The 20,915-nt window shown below is 55.6% G+C and carries 8 protein-coding genes; 5 read left to right on the forward strand and 3 right to left on the reverse strand.

Annotated features, from left to right (window positions below; genetic code table 11):
- Positions 1–551: 551 nt before the first annotated feature.
- Entirely contained in the window at positions 552–2,351 is a 1,800-nt protein-coding gene (gene typA, locus FOE74_RS05690) for a translational GTPase TypA (protein ID WP_149097636.1), read from the reverse strand.
- 241 nt (positions 2,352–2,592) lie between these two features.
- On the opposite strand from typA, the gene msrB reads away from it, so the two are divergent.
- Positions 2,593–3,141, forward strand: coding sequence for a peptide-methionine (R)-S-oxide reductase MsrB (gene msrB / locus FOE74_RS05695; protein WP_225840685.1), 549 nt, complete (start codon positions 2,593–2,595; stop codon positions 3,139–3,141).
- A 473-nt stretch (positions 3,142–3,614) separates the two neighbouring features.
- Here msrB and FOE74_RS05700 read toward each other — a convergent pair whose 3' ends face one another.
- The gene (locus tag FOE74_RS05700) at positions 3,615–4,568 is read right to left on the reverse strand and encodes a PorP/SprF family type IX secretion system membrane protein (protein WP_149097637.1); all 954 of its coding nucleotides are present in this window, start codon (positions 4,566–4,568) and stop codon (positions 3,615–3,617) included.
- Positions 4,569–4,596: 28 nt separating this feature from the next.
- Complete coding sequence (locus FOE74_RS05705) at positions 4,597–16,071, reverse strand: T9SS type B sorting domain-containing protein (protein WP_149097638.1); 11,475 nt, start codon at positions 16,069–16,071, stop codon at positions 4,597–4,599.
- Between the two features lie 957 nt (positions 16,072–17,028).
- On the opposite strand from FOE74_RS05705, the gene FOE74_RS05710 reads away from it, so the two are divergent.
- From FOE74_RS05710 to metG, 4 genes are all read left to right on the forward strand, one after another.
- Positions 17,029–17,853 (forward strand): DUF3050 domain-containing protein, encoded by an 825-nt coding sequence (locus FOE74_RS05710; RefSeq protein ID WP_149097639.1) that lies wholly within the window; start codon positions 17,029–17,031, stop codon positions 17,851–17,853.
- A 63-nt stretch (positions 17,854–17,916) separates the two neighbouring features.
- Complete coding sequence (locus tag FOE74_RS05715) at positions 17,917–18,222, forward strand: hypothetical protein (protein WP_149097640.1); 306 nt, start codon at positions 17,917–17,919, stop codon at positions 18,220–18,222.
- Positions 18,223–18,232: 10 nt separating this feature from the next.
- Positions 18,233–18,589 carry a hypothetical protein gene (locus FOE74_RS05720; protein ID WP_149097641.1) on the forward strand — a complete coding sequence of 119 codons (357 nt, stop codon included), beginning with the start codon at positions 18,233–18,235 and terminating at the stop codon, positions 18,587–18,589.
- Positions 18,590–18,805: 216 nt separating this feature from the next.
- A complete protein-coding gene (metG, locus tag FOE74_RS05725; protein ID WP_149097642.1) occupies positions 18,806–20,851 on the forward strand; it encodes a methionine--tRNA ligase in 2,046 nt (681 codons plus the stop codon).
- The last annotated feature ends 64 nt before the right edge of the window (positions 20,852–20,915 follow it).

Raw genomic sequence — 20,915 nt, forward strand, 5'->3', positions numbered from 1 at the left:
CAGCACATCCTCCAATTCTTCCTGGCAAATAACCAGAGGTACCTTTAGCGGGAATTACCTGGATCATAGGAAAGGGGTGATGTATATAGGTAAATACGTACTCCTGCCCTTGAGGTTTATACAGTTTTTACTATATATAGAATCAGCTGCTTTGGGCCTGTTTTTATGAAAGCAAGCCCAAAGCAGCTGATTTTTTTAGAACCTGGTTAGTAGTAGAGAGCTTCCATGGGAGCAAGGTGTAAAACGGGGGCGAAGTCATTTCCCAAAACCTACCTCCATGGAAGTCCTGAGTAAAGATTGCATCAACAGCAAGAGGGTTGGATGAGGTGTAGGGTTTGTGTGCGTTTCATCAAATCAGCAAGAGCTCGCATTTTACCCGCACAAAAAAAGTTCACTAGTTGCTCCAGCCGGTAGGATCAGCCTCAATGACACGCCGCTTTAAATATCGCAAGGTCCTTCTGAAAGCACAGTAAGATTTTAAGAAGCACCCTTAAAAGAAGAAGCCCGGCCAAATTGGCCGGGCTTCTTCTTTTATCTATAAAATCAGCTGCTTAGTTGTTCCCGTAGCGCTTGCGCTCGTTCTCGTCTAAGTAGATTTTCCGCATTCTGATGCTCTTAGGGGTGATCTCCAACAGCTCATCTTTCTGGATGTATTCCATGGCTTCTTCCAGCGAGAATTGTTTCTTAGGAACAATCTTCACGTTGTTGTCAGAACCAGAGGCCCGCATGTTGGTCAGCTGCTTTCCTTTCTGGATGTTCACGGTCAGGTCATTCTGACGGGAGTGCTCGCCAATTACCATGCCCATGTACACCTCTTCACCTGGCTCCACAAAGAACACGCCTCTGTCTTGCAGTTTGTCAATGGAGTAAGCCGTTCCTGGACCAGTTTCCATAGCGATCAAAGAACCGTTGATACGGCCCGGGATAGCACCTTTGAAAGGCTCGTAGGCTACAAAACGGTGGTTCATGATGGCCTCACCGGCTGTGGCAGTCAATACGTTGTTACGCAGACCAATCAAACCGCGGGAAGGAATGTTGAATTCCAGGTGTTGCAAGTCGCCTTTTGGCTCCATGATCAACAGGTCACCTTTACGCTGGGTTACCAATTCAATCACTTTACCGGCTGACTCCTCAGGAACGTCCACAACTAAGTGCTCCATTGGCTCCATTTTCTGGCCATCCACTTCTTTGAAGATAACCTGTGGCTGGCCTACCTGTAACTCATAGCCTTCGCGGCGCATGGTTTCAATCAGAACAGACAAGTGAAGGATACCGCGGCCGTATACCAGGAAGGTATCTTCTTTGTCGGTCTCGTCTACGCGCAGGGCCAGGTTTTTCTCCATCTCTTTGTACAGACGGTCACGTAAGTGGCGCGAAGTAACAAACTTGCCCTCTTTCCCGAAGAAAGGAGAGTTGTTGATGGTGAACAACATGTTCATGGTAGGCTCATCAATAGCGATGCGCTCCAACGGCTCTGGGTTCTCAAAATCAGCAAGGGTATCGCCAATCTCGAAGCCTTCAATACCGGTCACGGCGCAGATTTCGCCGGCAGAGACAGACTCCACTCTTACGCGGCCCAGGCCTTCAAATACCTGAAGTTCTTTGATTTTTACTTTCTTGATAGAACCGTCACGCTTGCAAAGGCTCATGTTGGCACCTTCCATCAACGTGCCGCGTTTCACGCGCCCAATGGCGATACGGCCCACAAAGGAAGAATAGTCCAAAGAGGTGATCTGCATCTGCGGCGTGCCTTCTTCTGAAGGGGCCGGAGGAATCACCTCAATGATAGCGTCTAACAGAGGTGTGATGTTGTCAGTTGGTTTCTGCCAGTCAGTGCTCATCCAGCCGTTTTTGCTGGAACCGTAGATGGTCACGAAGTCCAATTGGTCTTCAGAGGCATCCAGGTTGAACATCAGGTCAAATACCATTTCATGTACTTCGTCTGGACGGCAGTTCTCTTTGTCTACCTTGTTCACCACCACAATCGGCTTAAGGCCTAACTGTACGGCTTTGCCTAGCACGAAACGGGTCTGGGGCATAGGGCCTTCAAAGGCATCAACCAACAAAAGAACACCGTCGGCCATTTTCAAGACGCGCTCCACTTCACCACCGAAGTCGGCGTGACCAGGCGTGTCAATGATGTTGATCTTAACATCTTTGTACCGCACCGACACGTTCTTGGAAACGATGGTGATACCGCGTTCCCGCTCCAGGTCGTTGTTGTCCAGAATGAGGTCGTCGAAGTGTTGGTGGGCGTCAAAAATTTTTGAGGCGTGGATAATTTTGTCTACCAGCGTGGTCTTACCGTGGTCCACGTGGGCAATAATCGCGATGTTGCGGATACTTTGCATTCAGGAGGTTATTTTCAGTCCGCAAAGGTAGGGGATTTCTTAGTTTTTTCTATACTTTTTATGAAAAAGCCCTTTTGCCCAACCACTTACAGCTATTTGAGTGTATGGAGCAACAGAGGGGCCGGATAGTAAGTTCCTAAGAAGCCCCCTTCAGGGCGTATAAATACCCGGCGCGGCAACATCCGGAAGGCCTGCTGGTTTCGTAGTTAACTAAGTATCTCCCTCTTACCGCTGTACTACCATGAACGCTTTTTCCGCATCGCTCGGCCTTGCCCTGATCACCTGTTTGGCCATGGGCTGCGCCCAAAAAGACGCCTCCCGCACCACTACGGCGGCTTCGGGCCAGGAGCCGTTCTCCGCGCAGCAAACCAAAGCCCTGGATCAGGTTCAACCCCAGTTCACCGTGGTCAAGACCGAGGAGGAATGGAAAAAGATCCTGGACTCAGAACAGTACTACGTGTTGCGGGAGAAAGGCACTGAACGGGCCTTCTCAGGAGAATTGAACAAAAACAAGCAGAAAGGAACCTACTCCTGTGCCGCCTGTGGCAATCCCATGTTCAGCTCAGACACCAAGTTTGAGTCCGGCACGGGGTGGCCCAGTTTCTACCAGCCTCTTAATGCCCAGGCCGTGCTGGAAGAACCAGATGTAGAGATGGGCATGCTGCGCACCGAAGTCTTGTGTAGCCGGTGCGGTGGCCACCTGGGCCACGTGTTTGACGACGGCCCCAAGCCCACCGGTTTGCGGTACTGCCTAAACTCCGTGGCATTGAAGTTCACCAAGGAAAACTAATCTCCTGCCGGATCACCCTGGGAGGTCTGGCAACGCACGAGTATTTCAGACCTGTTTTTATAAAAGGGACCCCTAAACACTGGGCTATTTCCTTGATCTAGAAATAAGATTCAAGACGTCATCCAAGACCTGGTTCAAGTGTTCAACTTAGACCTAACGTATTCTAAGGCTCACAACTTCCGTGAAGTAATCGCTTTACTTCAGCTTTAGCTGACGCCCCTGCAAGTAAACAAGCGAATGGATATGGCCCACACTACACCTAGCCCAGGTGTTTAGGCCCTGTTTCTTCCAGATCATCTGAATTTTAGGCAGCGTTTGCCAAGAACCTGCGCTGGGTAGTGGGGCACCTGACATCATTCTAAACAGAAAGGAGGTGTTCCCAATCCGCCCGTGGGCGAGAGAGGAATCACCTCCTTTTTGGAAAAGCGGGCGGTAAACCAATCCAGCGTGAAACCTCTTGCGCGGAAGGTGCCTTATTTCACCCTGAACCCGACCATGATTTCATGCGAGCCGGCGGAGTAGTACCTGAGGGGAGAGACCGTGATATCGTACGAGTACGACACCTGGTACTTCTGCAGGAACTGAGCGCCCACCAGGCCCACCAAGGCATCTTGGGTGCGGTAAGAGAGGCCTGCCCATACTTCGTCATCAAACTTGGTTTTGCGCCGCTTGCTGAAACTGTAAACGCCTTTCAGGTTCAGGTCGGCCTGCAAGGGGGCGGGGCCGGCGTACTTCAGCAGGAAAGAAGGAGCCAGGGTGATGTTTTTCTTGAGTTCAAAATTGTACCCACCCGAGACAAACAAATGCCGGTACAACTTGCTGGATGCATCTGTGTTCTCCACGTCAAAGAATTTGTTCCCCAGCGCCTGCAGCAGGGAAACCCCGAAGAAAAATTCTTCCTTGTGGAGGTAGGTGCCAATGCTCACATCAGGCATGAACGAGTTAATGGTTCCCCCGTTGGTTACCGGGTCCAGGTGGGTGGAGTTGTCGGCCATCTTGACTTTGGCGGGATCAAACTTGAACTGCTGGAACCCGGCAAAAATACCGGAAGAAAGGAACAGGTCCCGGTCAAGGGGCACGTGGTAGGCGTATGAGGCCAGCACGGCAGTATGAGAGGTAGGGCCCGTTCTGTCGGTATAAGCGTACCCGCCCGCCCCATGGTAGCCCTGGGTCCTTTTTCGGGCCCGTCTCCCCTTGCCCTGAAACAAGGCGGTCTCGCCGCTCACGTAGAACGTAGTGGGCGCCCCTTCAAAGCCTACCCATTGGTTTCTGAAACCGGCCTTGAAATTCATGGTTTTCTCAAACCCGGCCACCGCCGGGTTCAAGAGGAAATAGTTGGTCATGTACTGACTGGACAATGCTTTCTGCTGGGCCACCGCTGCCGTGGCGCCCAACAGAAAGAAGAATAGTAGGAGGTTCTTTTTCATAAAACGCTGATGAAAGGCTAAGGGCGGCTTACCGCATGATGGTCAGTGATTTTCTGATAGGAGCCTGGCCATTGCCCAGCTCAATGACCGTGTAGTAGGTGCCCACCGGCAGGTCTTTTCCTTTATGGGTGCCGTCCCAGGCCTGTTTGTATCCCCTGGACTCAAAGACCGGGCTGCCCCAGCGGTTGTACACGGTCACCTTACAGTTAGGGTAGAGCACCGCCACGTTCTTAAGAATCCAGTGGTCATTGATGCCGTCTCCGTTAGGGGTGAAGCCCGTTGGGATCTCTATGCCACCCGTTTCGCCAGCCGTAAAGGTCACCTGGGTGCGGCACCCATTCTTGTCCTGCACAAGAAGCGTATGCGTTCCCTCGGCCAGACCCGTGAACACAGAGTCAGAGGTCACTTTGCCGTTGTCCAGCTGGAAGGTGTAAGGGGCCGTGCCGCCACTGAGACCAGTGACCACCACGCTGGTGGGCGTGAGCGGCTTCACCGAGGCTTGCAGTGGTATTGGTTCCTTGATCTCCACCGTACCCAGCGCCAGTTCACAGCTAGCTGAGAACCTGGTCACTACCTGGTAGCTACCCGCCGGCAGGTTTCTGAACTCAGGGCTCTTCTGGAAGGTGCGTCCGTTGTCAATGCTGAACTCGGTCTGATTGTCAGCGCCCGTGGCTGAAAGAGTGATAACTCCTTCTTTGCCGCCCGCGCAGAGCACATGCGTCACAAGCGTCACCTTGCTTTCTACCGCCGGCACCGTCACAGGAAGGGAGAAGGTGCAGTTTTGGGCGTCTTTTACCGAAAGGACATGGTTTCCAGGAGCCACTCCCAGCAGGGTAGCGGCACCGGAGAAGGCCCCGCCGTTCAATGAGTAGGAGTAAGGCGCGGTGCCGCCCGTTACTTGGGTCACCGTCACCTGGCCGGTGGTCTGGCCGCAACCCGCCGGGGTCACCGAGAACGTGAGGTGGGTAATAGGAAGGCTGCTCTCTACCTTGGTCGCTTTCACCTGCACACAGCCTGTGGCGTCTTTCACAGAAATCTGGTAGGTTCCTTCTGCCAGCCCGGAAAACTCCGGGGTATTCTGGAAGGAAGTGCCGTTGATGCTGTAGGTGTAAGGGCTTTGGCCGCCTGTGACCCCGCCAATGCTGATCTTGCCGTTGGCATTGCCGCAACTGGCCAGGGTGCTGGTCAAGGTGAACGACTCAGGGCCGCCGCTGCTTTTTACTTCCTGGCTCTTGGTCATGACACAGCCTTCCGCATCCCGGATAGTGATGGTATAGGTGCCTGTCGCTAGGTTGCCGAATACCGGTGAAGCCTGGAAGCTGGTTCCGTTGAGGCTGTAGGCCAGTGGTTTGATCCCGCCCGTGACTGAAGCCACCGTAATGGAGCCATTGTTCTGCCCGCATGCCGCCGGAGCAGAGGTTATCTCCGCCGTTTTCAGCCTGTTTTCGCCCACTTGCACCGTAAACGTAGCCAGACAGTTATTGGCGTCTTTCACCTGGATCTGGTACTCTTTAGGAGCCAGGCCGGTAAAGGTGGTGGCCGCCTGGAAAGTGATGCCATCCAGTGAATACATGTAAGGTGCGGTGCCTCCGGTGGTAGACTGGATAGCGATAGCCCCGTTGTTACCGCATGTAGCTGGCGTGGTAGACGAGCCCAGGGCCGTCATGGCCGCCTGGTCCGTCACGGTTACCTGCTTGGCCAGGGTGCAGCCGTTGGCATCTTGCACGGTTACGGTGTAGGTACCCGCCGCCACAGCGCCAAAGGTGGCCGAAGCCTGCCAGGTGCCGCCCTCCAGCTTGTACTGGTAAGGGGCGGTGCCACCTGCCACGTTGCTGAGGAGGATGGTACCGTTGCGCTGTCCACAGGTGGAAGCCGTGCTGGTCAAGGTAAATTCCTGCGGACCGGCCGTGTTTCCAACCTCCACAGATTTGGTGAAAGTACAGCCCATGGCATCTTTCACCACGATGTTGTAACGCCCGGCGCGCAAGTCAGCAAGGGTGGCCGAGGCTTGGAACACGATCCCGTCTTTGCTGTAGGAATACGGGTGTACCCCGCCTATCACATCCGCTACGGTCACGGTACCGTTCGCCTCACCGCAGGTAGAAGGTTGCACGGTCACTCTGAAATCACCAGGGGCAGAAGAACCGCCCACTACCGCCTCCTGTGAGAAGGTGCAGCCGTTGGCATCTTTCACGGTAAGTGTAAAAGTGCCCGCTGCCAGAGAGGCGAAGGTGGCCTCAGTTTGGAACGCAGAACTGTTCAACTGGTAAGTGTAAGGAGCGGTTCCGCCAGTCACGGCGCTTACCGTGATCTTTCCGTTGCGGTCTCCGCAGGAAGTGGCCTCTGCCATGGTGGTTAGACCGCTGGGTCCGGCTACATCTGTTACCTGCACCTGCTTGGAGAAATGGCAGCCTTTGGCATCCTGGACGGTGACGGTGTACATGCCCGCCGCTAAGTTGCTAAAGCTGGCCGCACTCTGGAAAGCCGTCCCATTGATGGAGTAGCTGTACGGCGCTGTGCCCCCTGAGACCGCACCCAGGGTGATGGCCCCGTTGCTTTGGCCACAGGTAGAAGCGGTGCTGGTGCTGGAAAGGCCGGTAGGCACTTCTTTGGTGACCGTCACCGAGGCCGTGGCCTCACAGCCGTTCGCATCACGGGCCACCACCGTGTAGATGCCGGCCGACAGGCCGTTGAACTGGGTACTGGCACCAAAGGCTCCTTCGTTGAGGGAGTAGGTGAAAGGAGCAGTTCCCCCCGTCACGCCGGTCACCAGAATACTGCCGTCATTGTCCTGGCAGCTGGCCACTCCAGACCGGGTGGCTACCGAAACAGGCCCTGCTATATCAGTTACCGCCACTTCTTTGGTGAAGGTACAGCCGTTGGCGTCTTTCACCACCAGGGTGTAGGAGCCGGCGGCCAGGGTCTCAAAAGATGAGGAGGCTTGAAAATTCACCCCGTCTTTGCTGTAGGTGTACGGAGCCGTGCCTCCAGTCACGCCGGTGATCACCAGGGCGCCATTGCGGTTGCCACAAGTGGAGGCTCTGACGGAAGAAACCAGGTCTGTAGGACCGGCTATATTGGTCACTACTACTTTCTTGCTGGTCACACAGCCATTGGCATCCCTCACGGTCAGGGTATGCTCTCCGGCCATCATCTGCCCGAAGAGGGCGGTGCTTTGGAAGGTGCCCCCGTTCAAAGAGAAGGAATAAGGCGCCTGTCCGCCGGTTACCCCGGTAACCGAAATCTGGCCGTTGGCCGCCCCGCAGGTAGCAGTGACGGAAGCCAGCTGGAGGTCGCTTGGTCCGGTAATGTTGCCTACCTGCACCGTGCTGGTTTTCTGGCAGCCATTGGCATCTTTGACCGTGATGGTGTAAGATCCGGCGGCCAGGTCCGCAAAAGCCGCAGCAGACTGGAAGGTGACCCCGTCCTTGCTGTACAAGAAAGGAGCTGTTCCGCCTACCACGTCCTGCACCCTCAGTTGACCGTTTGCATCGCCGCAGGTAGACGCGATCGGGGTCAGCTGGAAAGCGCTCGGGCCGGTTTTGTCATCCACTACCACTGTCTCCGCGGATAAGCAGCCATTGGCGTCTTTGGCGGTGATGGTGTAGGTGCCGGCAGGTAGGTTTTGGAAGGTACTGCTCGCTTGGAAGTCCTGCCCGTTCCTGCTGTACGTGTAAGGGAAAACCCCTCCGGTGACGGCATTTACGGTGATAGCTCCGTTGCTGCTTCCACAGGTGCTGGCGGTGGCTACGGCGCTGAACGTAGGGCCGGCGGTGTTGCTCACAGCTACCACAGCGCTGAACATGCAGCCGTTGGCATCTTTCACCGTGATGGTATGGTTACCGGCGGCCAGGCCAGCGAAAGAAGTGCCTGGCTGGAAGGTTTGGCCGTCTTTGCTGTAGGTGTACGGGGCGGTTCCGCCGGTTACCGTGCTTACGGTAAGGGCGCCATCGGCGCGGCCGCAGGTAGAGGCGGTAGTAGAACTGGTGAAGGCTGTAGGAACATTCTGATCAATTTTTACCGAGGCGGTCACCTCACAACCATTGGCATCTCTGACCACCACGGTATGGGTGCCGGAGGCCAGGGCCGTAAAAGTGGTATTGGTGCTAAACCCGCTGCCGTTGATGGAATAGGCGTAAGGAGCCGTGCCTCCGGTGATCCCAGTGATGGTGAGGCTGCCGTCATTGTTTAAGCAACTGGCGGGCAAGGTGCTGGCCGTTACCGCAGTAGGTCCGGCAATGTCTTGCACGGTGACAGTTTTGGTAAAGGTACAGCCGTTGGCATCTTTCACCGTGATGGCATACTGCCCAGCTTTCAAGGCCGTGAAAGAAGACGAAGCCTGGAAGGTGATCCCGTCTTGGCTGTAGGTGTATGGGGCGGTGCCTCCTGTTATTTGGGTAATGGTAAGGCCTCCGTTGGGGGCGCCACAAGTGGAGGAGGTGGAGGCTGCCGTCACATCAGAAGGACCGGCTACATCCGCTACCACCAGCTTCTGGCTGAACACACACCCATTGGCGTCTCTGACCGTGAGGGTGTGCTCTCCAGCTCTTACTGAGACAAAGGTTACCGCCGTCTGGAAAGCGGACCCGTCTAAGGAGAAGGAGTAAGGGGCAGTGCCCCCGGTAACACCGTTCACGGAAACCGAACCATTGCTGCTTCCGCAGGTAGAGGCGGTGGAGGCGATCATGAGCTGACTTGGCCCCTCCACATCGGTGACCTGAATGGAGCGGGCATATTTACAGCCGTTGGCATCTCTGATGGTGATGGTGTAAACTCCGGCCAATAAACCGGTGAAAGTAGGTGAAGCCTGGAAGGTGTTCCCATCTCTGCTGTAGGAATATGGACCGGTGCCTCCTGTCACCTGCTGCACGTTGATCTGGCCGTTGCTGGCCCCACAGGTGGAAGCCTGGGCTACTGCCATGAACGAAGGTCCAGAGACATCACTCAAAGACGCTTCCTGGGCATAGGTACACCCGTTGGCATCCTTCACCGTGAGGGTATAGGCGCCCGCCTGTAACCCGGTAAAGGTGGCGGAGGTTTGGAACGTCACCCCATCCATGCTGTAGAGGTAAGGGGCGGTGCCGCCGGTAACTCCTGAGATGGTGAGAACACCGTTGCTGTTGCCGCAGGTAGACGATTGGGTAGAGGCCACCAGCTCTGTGGGGCCATTGAGGTTGCTGAGGGTAATTACCCGCGCAAACGTACATCCCTTGGCATCTTTTACGGTGATGGTGTAGGTGCCCGCGGCCAGACCAGTGAAAGCAGTGCCTGCCTGGAAGTTCCCCCCGTCCCGGCTAAAGGTGTAAGGGGCGGTTCCGCCGGTGACGGTGCCAATAGAGATGCTGCCGTTGCTGCTTCCGCAGGTAGAGGCTACGGTGCTTGTGCTAAAGGCAGTTGGGACGTTTGCGTTGATAACCACGGTAGTCACCGCCTCGCACCCGTTGGCGTCTTTGGCTTTCACCGTATAGGTACCCGCCGCTAGCGCTCCAAAAACAGAAGTTGACTGGAAGGCGCCGCTATTCAGGGAGTAGGTATACGGTTCCGTTCCACCCGTGATGCCGGTAATAGTCAGACTGCCGTCGTTGTTCTGGCAGCTGGCAGCGGTAAAGGTAGTGCGTACCGCAGTTGGCCCGGCAATATCAGAGACCTGAACAGTTTTGCTGAACGTACAGTTATTGGCGTCTTTTACGAAAATGGTGTAAGAACCGGAAGCTATGGCCGTAAAGGTAGTGGAGGCCTGGAAGTTCACCCCGTCTCTGCTGTACGTGTAAGGGGCTACCCCACCGGTCACCGCGGAGACAGTCAGTTCCCCATTGCTGTTTCCGCAGGTAGAGGGCTTAGTGGCAGCGGTCAAATCAGAAGGGCCGGCCACGTTTTCAACGGTTATTTTCTGGGTGAATGTGCAACCATTGGCATCTTTCACGGTAAGCGTACGCTCTCCCGCCTGCACGGCGGCAAAGGCGGGGGCACTTTGAAAGGCGGCGCCGTCAAGAGAGAAAGTGAACGGGGCAGTGCCGCCGCTTACCCCACTGATAGAAACGGAGCCATTGCTGTGGCCACAGGTAGAAGCCGTGGTGGCCAGGATCAGTTGGGTTGGTCCGGCAATGTCTTTGATTTCTACCCTTTCGGTGTACGTGCAGCCATTGGCGTCTTTGATGGTAACGGCATAGGTACCGGCTAGCAGCGAAGAGAAGGAAGCTGCCGTTTGGAAGGCCCCTCCGTTGAGGCTATAGGTAAAAGGGGCCGTTCCGCCGGTAATGTTGCCCATCATGATTTGGCCATTTTTGGCCCCGCAGGTAGAAGCAGCGGTCGTCATGGCTATGCCAGAGGGCCCGGCTATATCCCTTACGACCACCGTCTCCGAACTTAAGCAGCCGTTGGCATCCTTGGCCGTGAGGGTGTAGGTACCAGCTAACAGGTTACCAAAAGTAGGAGAAGTCTGGAAGGTGATGCCGTCTTTGCTGTAGGTGTAAGGCGCTATTCCCCCCGTGGTGCCTTGCACGACTATGCTTCCATTACTGGCGCCGCAGGTAGTTGAAGCCGCTGAGACGGTGAAGGCCGGACCAGACAGGTTGCTGACCCCCACCGACTGGCTGAACAGACAGCCTTTGGCGTCTTTTACCGTGATGGTGTAGGTGCCCGCCAGCAGGTTAGCGAAGGAAGCAGAGGTCTGGAACGTGCCGCCGTCTTTGCTGTAGGTGTAGGGAGCAGTGCCGCCGGTTACCTGGTTGATGGTTAATTGGCCATCGTTGCGCCCACAGGTAGAGGCGATGGTAGAACTGGCAAAACCAGTAGGCACGTTCTCTTGTACCACCACGGCAGCTGAAACTACACAGCCGTTGGCGTCTTTGGCCGTGAGAGTATGGGTGCCCGCGGCAAGCCCCATGAAAGAAGTTTGTGCCTGATAGGCACCTCCATTCAGGGAATAAGTATAGGGCGCTGTGCCACCGGTAACTTCCGCAATAGCGATGCTCCCGTCGTTGTTCTGGCAGCTGGCAGGCAGAGAAGTGGAAGTGATGGCAGAAGGACCGGGGATGTCACTTACGGTGAAGGATTTGGCGAACGTACAGCCGTTGGCATCTTTCACGGTAAGCGTATGCTGACCCGCTTTCAAAGCAGGGAAGGCAGCGGCCGACTGGAAGTTCACTCCATCGGCACTATACAGGTAGGGGCTGGTGCCACCCGTGACATGGGTGACCCGGATTTCCCCGTTGCTGGCTCCGCAGGTTGAAGAAACCGTGGTCGCCGCCAGGTTGGCAGGGCCTGCCACATTGGTAATGGTCACGCTCCTGCTGAAAGTACAGCCATTGGCGTCCTTCACCGTAAGGGTGTGTTCACCGGCTGGCACTCCGCCAAAAGTAGTGCCACTTTGGAAGGAACCGCTGTTCAAGGCATAGGTGTAGGGTGCAGTTCCTCCGGTTACCCCGCTTATCTGCAGGGACCCATTGCTGTTGCCGCAGGTAGAGGCAATACTTCTCACCTCTACCGCCGTTGGCCCGGCCACGTCCTTCACCTCAATGTTTCTGCTGACTGTACAGCCGTTGGCATCCTTGGCCGTGAGGGTATAGGTGCCAGCTGGAACCCCCGCGAACGTTGCGCTAGCCTGGAAAGTACTGCCATCTCTGCTGTAAGTGTACGGCGCGGTACCGCTGGTTACCCCAGTCACGGTGATGCTGCCATTGGCGCGGCCGCAGCTGGAGGTCTGCAGGAAGGTGGCAACCGCCGTAGGACCAGCAATATTAGTAAGGGTGACCTGTTTGGCAAACGTACAGCCATTGGCGTCTTTCACCGTGAGGGTGTAGGAACCAGCGGCCAATGCCGTAAAGTTAGCAGAAGCCTGGAAGGTGGTGCCATCCTGGCTGTAGGTATACGGGGCGGTTCCGCCGGTCACCCCGGTAATGGTTACTGCTCCATTTGGCTGACCGCAGGTGGAAGGGGTAAGGGAAGCCGCCAGGTCTGAGGGTCCCGCTATATTGGCCAGGGGCACCTGCCGGGAGAAGGTACAACCGTTCGCGTCTTTTACGGTGAGGGTGTAGGTACCTGCCGCCAAGGCCGTGAACGTGGCCGAAGTCTGGAAGGTGACGCCGTCTTTGCTGTACGTGTAAGGGGCAGTACCTCCTGTAATGGAGGAAACCGTGATGCTCCCGTTGTGAAAGCCGCAGGTAGAAGAATTCGTGGCACTAGCAAAGGCCGTAGGAATGTCCTGTGCTACGGAGACCTGCGTGGTGGTCAAGCAGCCATTGGCATCTTTGGCAGTGACCGTGTACGACCCGGCCGCAAGGGCCGCAAAGGTAGTACTGGTCTGGAAAGTGGTGCCGTTGATGGAATAGGTGTAAGGGGCTGTGCCACCACTTACCGGGCCCACCAAAAGGCGGCCATCATTGTTGGCGCAGGAGGCCGCCTGGGAGGAAGCCGTCACTGCCGTAGGGCCGGCGGTGTTGGAGAGAGATACCTGCTTGGCAACCGTACAGCCGTTGGCATCTCTCACCGTGAGGGTGAAATTACCCGCCGCTAAGGCTGTGAAAGTGGCCGAGGTCTGGAAGGTGGAACCGTCTTTACTATAAGTATAGGGTCCGGTGCCGCCGGTCAGGTTGGTGATGCTCAATTCCCCGTTGCTGGCCCCGCAGGTAGAGGGGTTGGCGGTGATGGTGAAGCCTGAGGGCCCCGCCACATCTTCTACCATCACGTTCTTGCTGAAGGTACATCCGTTGGCGTCTTTGATAAGCACCGTGTAGGTACCGGCGGTAACCCCCGTAAAGGTAGGCGAGCCCTGGAAAGAGGTGCCGTTACGGCTGTAACTGAAGGGCGCGGTGCCTCCGGTCACGTTCTCTACGGTAATGCTGCCGTTGGTTCCCCCGCAGGTGGATGGAGTGGTGTGCAGGCTGAAATTGGTGGGACCGGCCAGATCCTCCAATGAAAAAGATTTTGAGAAGACACAGCCGTTGGTATCCTTCACCCAAAGGGTATAAGTGCCGGCGGCCAGCGCAGAGAAAGTAGCACTTGTCCCGTAGGTGGTGCCGTCTTTGCTGTAGGTGTAAGGTGCCGTGCCGCCGGTAGTACTGGTGATGGTGAGTTCCCCGTTGGAAGCGCCGCAGGTGGTGGACTTCACCGTGGTAAGGAAATCAGAAGGCCCGGCCGTATTGGAAAGGCTGAACGTCTTGCTGAAAGTACAGCCGTTGGCATCTTTCACCGTAAGGGTATGGTTGCCGGCAGCCAGGGCTGCAAAGGAGGCAGACGCCTGGAAAGCCCCGTTGTTCAGACGGTACGTAAAGGGAGCGGTGCCTCCGGTAACGTCGGTGACTATCAGTTCCCCGTTGCTGTTGCCGCAGGTAGATGCCCTGGCAGAGGCCACCAGGTTAGTAGGGCCAGCCACGTTGGTCACCTCTACCTGACGGGAAGTGGTACATCCCTTCGCATCCTTTACGGTGATGGTGTGCAGGCCAGCCGCTAACCCGGAGAACTGCGGCGATCCCTGGAAGTTCACCCCATCTTTACTGTAGACATAAGGAGCCGTGCCTTGGGTGACAGAGGTGATGGAGATGGAGCCGTTGCTGGCCCCGCAGGTGGTGGAAGAGGTGAGGGCCGCAAAGGCGGAAGGCCCTGCCACGTTTTCCACCGCCAGTGCTTCTGTGAAGATACAGCCATTGGCATCTTTCACTGTCACGGAATAAGTGCCGGCCACCAAAGCAGAAAAAGTAGCGGAAGCCTGGAAACCAGCCTGGTTCAGGCTATAAGCGTAGGGAGCCGTTCCGTTGGTGACGTTGGTGATGGTGATACTGCCGTTGGGGTTGCCGCAGGAAGACGACTGGATAACTGCCGTTAAAGCGGAGGGACCGGCTACGTCCTCTAGAGTGAAAGATTCATTGTACACGCAGCCGTTGGCGTCTTTCACCTGCAGGTTATAGGTACCTTTCAGTAAGGCCGTGTATTTACCAGATGGTTGAAAAGCAGCGCTGTTCAGGCTGTACGTATAGGGGCCTGTGCCGCCGGTCACACCAGAAACCAACACTTCTCCGTTGGCAGATCCGCAGGTGGAAGGCGTCAGGGTGAAGGCCAGATCAGAGGGGCCTGCCGCCTGGGTCACCGTAAAGGATTTCCGGAGGGCGCAGGAATTGCCATCTGTGACGGTCACCGTATACGTGCCGGCCGGTTTGTTGGAGATGGAAGCAGTGGTTTCACCCGAGTCCCAGACATAAGTAACCGGGCCTTCGGCCCCAGAGACAGCCGCCGTGATCGTGACCGTGGTGCCCACGCAGATAAGGGGCGGGCCCGTCAGGGTCACCTCCATGTTGTAGAAGGAGATCTCCACCTCATCACTCACCGGGGCACAGGAGCCATTGCCGGTAGAGGTGAGCGTAAGCCGTACGGAACCGGTTTTCAATTCTGCAGGAGTAGGGGTGTAGACGGCATTCAAAGCAGTGTTGCTGGGCGAGAAGGTGCCGGCCCCACCGCTCCAGCGCCCTCCCAGGGCCGCGGTGACACTTCCAGACAAAGGGACCGGGCTAGAGGCACAGACCCGTTGGTCTGGGCCGGCATTCGCCGTCAGGTTGGTGACCACGGTCACAGAGGCAGAGAATTTCTTGCAGGCAGGATAATTCTCCGTTCTCACTTCCAGGGAGTATTCCCCCGTAGTGGGGGCTAAGTAAGTCCGGTTCGTTCCTACCAGATTTCCGTTCTTATCAGTCCAGAGATAGCGGAAATTGCCACTGCCGCCCGTCACGGTACCGGTGAGTTCCACACCTGCTGAACCCGGGCAGATAATGGCGGGGTTGGGAGTGATGGAGACCACCGGAGGCGGATAGAAATACACCCGCACGGTGTCACAGTAAGGCAGATCAGAGCAGGGAGAGGCCACAGATTGCCCACATACCACATAGTCTACATAAGGCGGAGGGTTGTCATCTGGCGTGATGGTGGGGGTGGCGCAACCAGTTGTGCAACTGAGGTATTTGTTATAGATGCCTCCTCCGGTGATGTCGGTCCAGGTGATGGAGGGTTCCTCAAAGGCAATAGGTGCCTGAAGGGTAGTAGAGCATCCCCCGGAGACAGAGATATCAGGCATGGGGGTGAAGGCGGCAATGGATTTGATCTGGAACTTGTTTTTGGCGTTCCCGGGCATGCAGATGGTGAGCTTATGCGGGCCAGTACCGGAGACGCAGATGGGCTGGCCCACCGGCACCGGCGGGCCACAGTTCACCTGATACGCCATCGCTCCTGAAGGAACCGGGCCGCCCGTGATACTAAACTCCAGGCCAGCGGAGTTTTTGTCCAGGATGATGTTGAACTGGACGCAGTTCTCGTTTCCTGTGGCTCCACAGGCTTTCCCGTTCCTGTCTATTTCCCCAGAGTCCCAGACTCCATTGGGTTGGCCTGTCAGATTTACTTCAAAGACCGGTAAGGTATTTCCCTGGGCAAAGGCAGCCTGCAAGGAAGTCACCTGCAACAGCCAGAAGAAACACAAAACAGCGAAAAAGGGTAAGGTTTGAGTAGAAGTTCTTTCCATCTAGTAATTGTTGGGTTGCTCTTTTGATATAGTCCTTTCCCGCCAGGGGAATAGCGGTGCAAGGCAATGGTGATGAAGGAGGTAGATAAATAGCCTTAGAACAAGACGTTGACCTGAAAGCGGGCCTGAGAGGAAGGGACTCAAAAGGCAATTTGCCTTTGGTGTCTCCCTCATGCCCCTGCTGGGCTGCTGTTCTCTATAAGCGCATTAAGAAGGTGGTAGTATAGGTTGGCGTATATAAGTTGGCGGCAAAGTGAGGTACTTTCACTTTTGATGGACCGGTTTGGTTTTCTAATAGGTTTTATTAAAGAAGTAGGGTGTCTGATTAGTGCAACTAAGGGTAAGTAAATGAATGCTTCTTTAAGTAAATATGATGTTTAAAAAATTATATAAATGGGGGTTTATATATTGATCCTGCTAAATTAAGAATGTATATAGTTTTATAACAATGTCAAAATATAAATTTTAGGCAAATCTTATAAAGTAGGCCATAATTCTATTTTGAGGGCAAAACGTAGCATAAAGGTCAAAAACCCGTGAGATAGTATTAATCGCAGGGGCTGCCGCAGAAGGATCTTGCTGCAGCGTATTTTTCCTTTATGAGAAAGGCGAGAACCCTTGGCGGGAACCTAAAAGCTTCCCCAGGAGAAAGGCACGTGGTGAACAAGTAGACTTCTGGAAAAGGAAACGATTGCCTGGGTTGCAATGGCGATTTCCGTAACCTGAGCCTTGTTTTTTACTTCTTATGATATAGTTTCTCCTAACCTGGGTCAGGTTAGGCAGGTGTTGTATTTTGCCAGAAAAACCAGGATTAAAACGAACGTCTGTTATTTTCGTAATCTCCGGTTCCAGACGTACCTTTACCTAAAAGTAGACCTTCTGCTAGAAAAGTGGGGTTCGGAGGCTTGTGCAGTGAAATCAGCAGTTCAGTCTATACTCTACACCTATACCATACCTATGCCCGTCACCTTGGAGAAAACCGCATATTTGCCCCCGCTTCTGCCTTTTTACCAGGAAAAGCTGAATTGGCTGCAGCAGGAGTTACGCCCTTACCGCCAGGCGCTCATGCAGCACCCCCTTTATGAGTCTATCTATGACCTGGCAGACCTGCGGGTGTTCATGGAGAACCACATCTTTGCCGTCTGGGATTTCATGAGCCTGCTCAAGAGCCTGCAACGCCACCTTACCTGCGTAGACGTGCCCTGGACCCCCCATGGCAACCCGGCCAACCGGCGGCTCATCAATGAGATCGTGCTGGAAGAAGAGACAGACGTGGACCCGGCAGGGCAACCCATCAGCCACTTTGAACTCTACATCAGGGCCATGGAAGAATGCGGGGCAGACACCCGGCTTATCCATGAACTTATGGTAGGGGTACAGCAGGGCAAGGAAGTACTCTCTGAAATGGAGGCCTTGCCGGTGCTGGCCAACACCAAGTCCTTTGTTTCCCATACGTTCAAGACCATCCAGGCGGGGCAGGCGCACCGCATTGCCGCAGCCTTCACCTTCGGGCGGGAAGACGTGATCCCAGACATGTTCCGGGCCCTCATCGGGGACATGAACCGCCGCTACCCTGGTACCTTAGACACCTTCCAGTATTACATGGACCGCCACATCCAGCTAGATGATGCGGTGCATTCACCGCTGGCCATGCGCATGGTGGCCGAGCTGTGCGGACAGGACGAGCACAAGTGGGAGGAATGCCTCACGGAGGCCATCACCTGCCAGAAACTGCGCCTGCATCTGTGGGACGGCATCCTGGCCAACCTCAGACGGTACTAGGTGGGTTAAATCCTTTGCCCGCAGGTTGCGTAAACCAAAGGCACAGACCTTAACCCGCAAACTATGGACTTAGAGAACCTTTCCTCCAATAGCGAGAACATTGAGAATACCGGCTATCTTATTTTAAAGGCCTTCAAAGCCAAAGGCACCCAGGCCGAAGAGGTACTGGGCTGGAGTGAGATTTATCCTTTCCTGCACCAGGAAGACGAGAAACTCCATTACCAGGACGTGCAGAAACAGGCCGAGGAGCATTTACGCAACCAAGGCTACGCAACGCCAGACCCCGCGGGCCTGCGGTTAACCCCCGTAGGCTACAAAGCGGTGCAGGAGTTGGATGACCAGGAATTAAGCCAGAGCAACGCCAGATAAACCAATGACCATGCAGACGTTTTGGAGGAGTTTTGAGAAGAAGGGGCGAAAAACGGCTGTCATAGGTTTTTGCTTCTGGGTAGGGGCCTGCGCCGCGGCGTGTACCTCTTCCCGAGACAGCCCCGCCCTGGAGACAACGGAGCCGCAGCGCGCCTATCGGGCCACGCCCTCAGTGCGGGAGATGAACGAACAGGCCAGCCAGGTAAACCAGAAAAAGAACATAGAGGACCGCCGGCCTAACGCACCGGGTAACCAGCCGCCGGCCGTGCGTAGCCAGAAAATCCTGCCAGCGCGGCAACCGGTAGCGCCAGACACCATCCGGCGTCCGCCCATGCCGCCTACCATAGGCACCACTACCGGCGGGTAAACAGCAATCCGTTTTAAGGCGGGTTTTCCCAAAACGCACCAAAAACGCCGCCACCCTGAAAAGAGGTGGCGGCGTTTTTGGTAAAAGCCTTCGGTATGGACAAGTGCCAAGGTTCTTTTTCGGGCTGTTTTCTGAAAAGGAAGCCTGAAACGCGCCTGGGCGGCTAGCGAGGAGGTGCCTGCATTTTCGCTATATTTGCCTTCTCAAAGAAAAAACATGGCTGAAACAACCTACCCTCAACGATATACCCTTACCGCCGCGCTGCCGTACGCCAACGGCCCTGTGCACATTGGGCACCTGGCCGGCGTGTACATCCCGGCAGATATCTACGCCCGTTACCTGCGTTCGCGCGGGCGCGACGTGAAATTCGTCTGCGGCTCAGACGAGCACGGCGTTCCCATCACCATCCGGGCCAAGAAGGAAGGCATCACGCCGCAGCAGGCCGTGGACAAATACCATGAGCTCATCAAGCAGAGCTTCGCTGATTTCAACATCTCCTTTGACATCTATTCCCGCACCTCGTCCAAGACGCACGCGGAGACCGCCTCTGGGTTCTTCCAGAAGCTGTATCAGGAGGGCAAGTTCATAGAGCAGACCACCCAGCAGTACTTTGACGAGAAAGCCCAACAGTTCCTGGCCGACCGCTACATTGTGGGCACCTGCCCCAAGTGCGGCAATGACGGCGCCTACGGCGACCAGTGCGAAAGCTGCGGCACGTCTCTGAACGCCACCGACCTCATCAACCCCAAAAGTACCCTCAGCGGGGAGCCGCCCATGCTGCGCGAGACCAAGCATTGGTACCTGCCGCTGGACCAGTATGAGGCCTGGCTGCGCGAATGGATTGTAGACGGCCATAAAAACGACTGGAAAACGAACGTGTACGGCCAGTGCAAAAGCTGGATTGACCAGGGCCTGCAACCCCGCGCCGTGACCCGTGACCTGGACTGGGGCGTGCCCGTGCCCGTGGAAGGCGCTGAAGGCAAGGTGCTCTACGTTTGGTTTGACGCGCCCATCGGCTATATCTCGGCCACCAAAGACCTCACCCCCGACTGGGAACTGTACTGGAAAGACCAGGGCTCCAAACTGGTACACTTCATCGGCAAAGATAACATCGTGTTCCACTGCATCATCTTCCCGGCCATGCTCAAGGCCCACGGTGATTACGTGCTCCCCGACAACGTGCCGGCCAACGAGTTCCTGAACCTGGAAGGCAACAAAATCTCCACCTCGCGCAACTGGGCCGTGTGGCTGCATGAATATTTAGAGGCACTTCCCGGCAAAGCCGATGTGCTGCGTTATGTGCTCTGCGCCAATGCCCCCGAGACCAAGGACAACGACTTCACCTGGAAAGATTTCCAGGCTAGAAACAACAATGAGCTGCTGGCCATCTTCGGGAACTTCATCAACCGCGCGGTGGTGCTCACCCACAAATACTACCAGGGCGCCGTTCCGCAGCGCGGTGAATTAACTGATTTTGACCAGGAAGTGCTGGCCCAACTGGCTGGTTTCCCGGAGAAGATCGCGGCCTCTCTGGAGCAATACCGTTTCAAAGAAGCCCTGGGAGAACTCATGAACCTGGCCCGTTTGGGCAACAAATACCTGGCGGACACCGAGCCCTGGAAACTGATCAAGACCGATGCCGCGCGGGTGGAGACCATCATGAACATCGCGCTGCAGATCTCGGCGAGCCTCACCATCCTTTCGGAGCCCTTTTTGCCGGAAACAGCCCAGAAACTGGCGACCATGCTCAACTACACCCCGGGTAAATGGGACCAGGCCGGCTCTTCTGAGCTGCTTCCGGCGGGGCATACCATCGGTGAAGGCGCACTCTTGTTTGAGAAGATTGAAGACGCCGTGATAGAGGCCCAGGTGCAGAAACTCCTGGACACCAAGAAAGAGAACGAGTTGGCCAATGCCGTGGCCGCACCCGCCAAAGAAGACATCACCTTTGAGGATTTCTCTAAAATAGACATCCGTATAGGCACCATTCTGGAGGCTGAGAAAGTAGCCAAGACCAAGAAGCTGCTCAAGCTGAAAGTAGACACCGGCCTGGACCAGCGCACCATCGTGAGCGGTATTGCCGAGCACTTCAGCCCCGAGGAAATCATTGGGCAGCAGGTGAGCGTACTGGTGAACCTGGCCCCGCGGGAGATCAAAGGCATTGTGAGCCAGGGTATGCTGCTCATGGCCGAGAACGCCGACGGTTCCCTGGCCTTCATGCAACCATCTAAGCCCGTGGTGAACGGCGGAGGAGTAAGTTAGTAAGCTTTCAAGGCCCTGTTCTCCACTTATTTCTGAGAAAACAGACTGAAAACGATCCTCCAAG

This window comes from Rufibacter glacialis (assembly GCF_008271745.1).
Lineage (GTDB): Bacteria > Bacteroidota > Bacteroidia > Cytophagales > Hymenobacteraceae > Nibribacter > Nibribacter glacialis.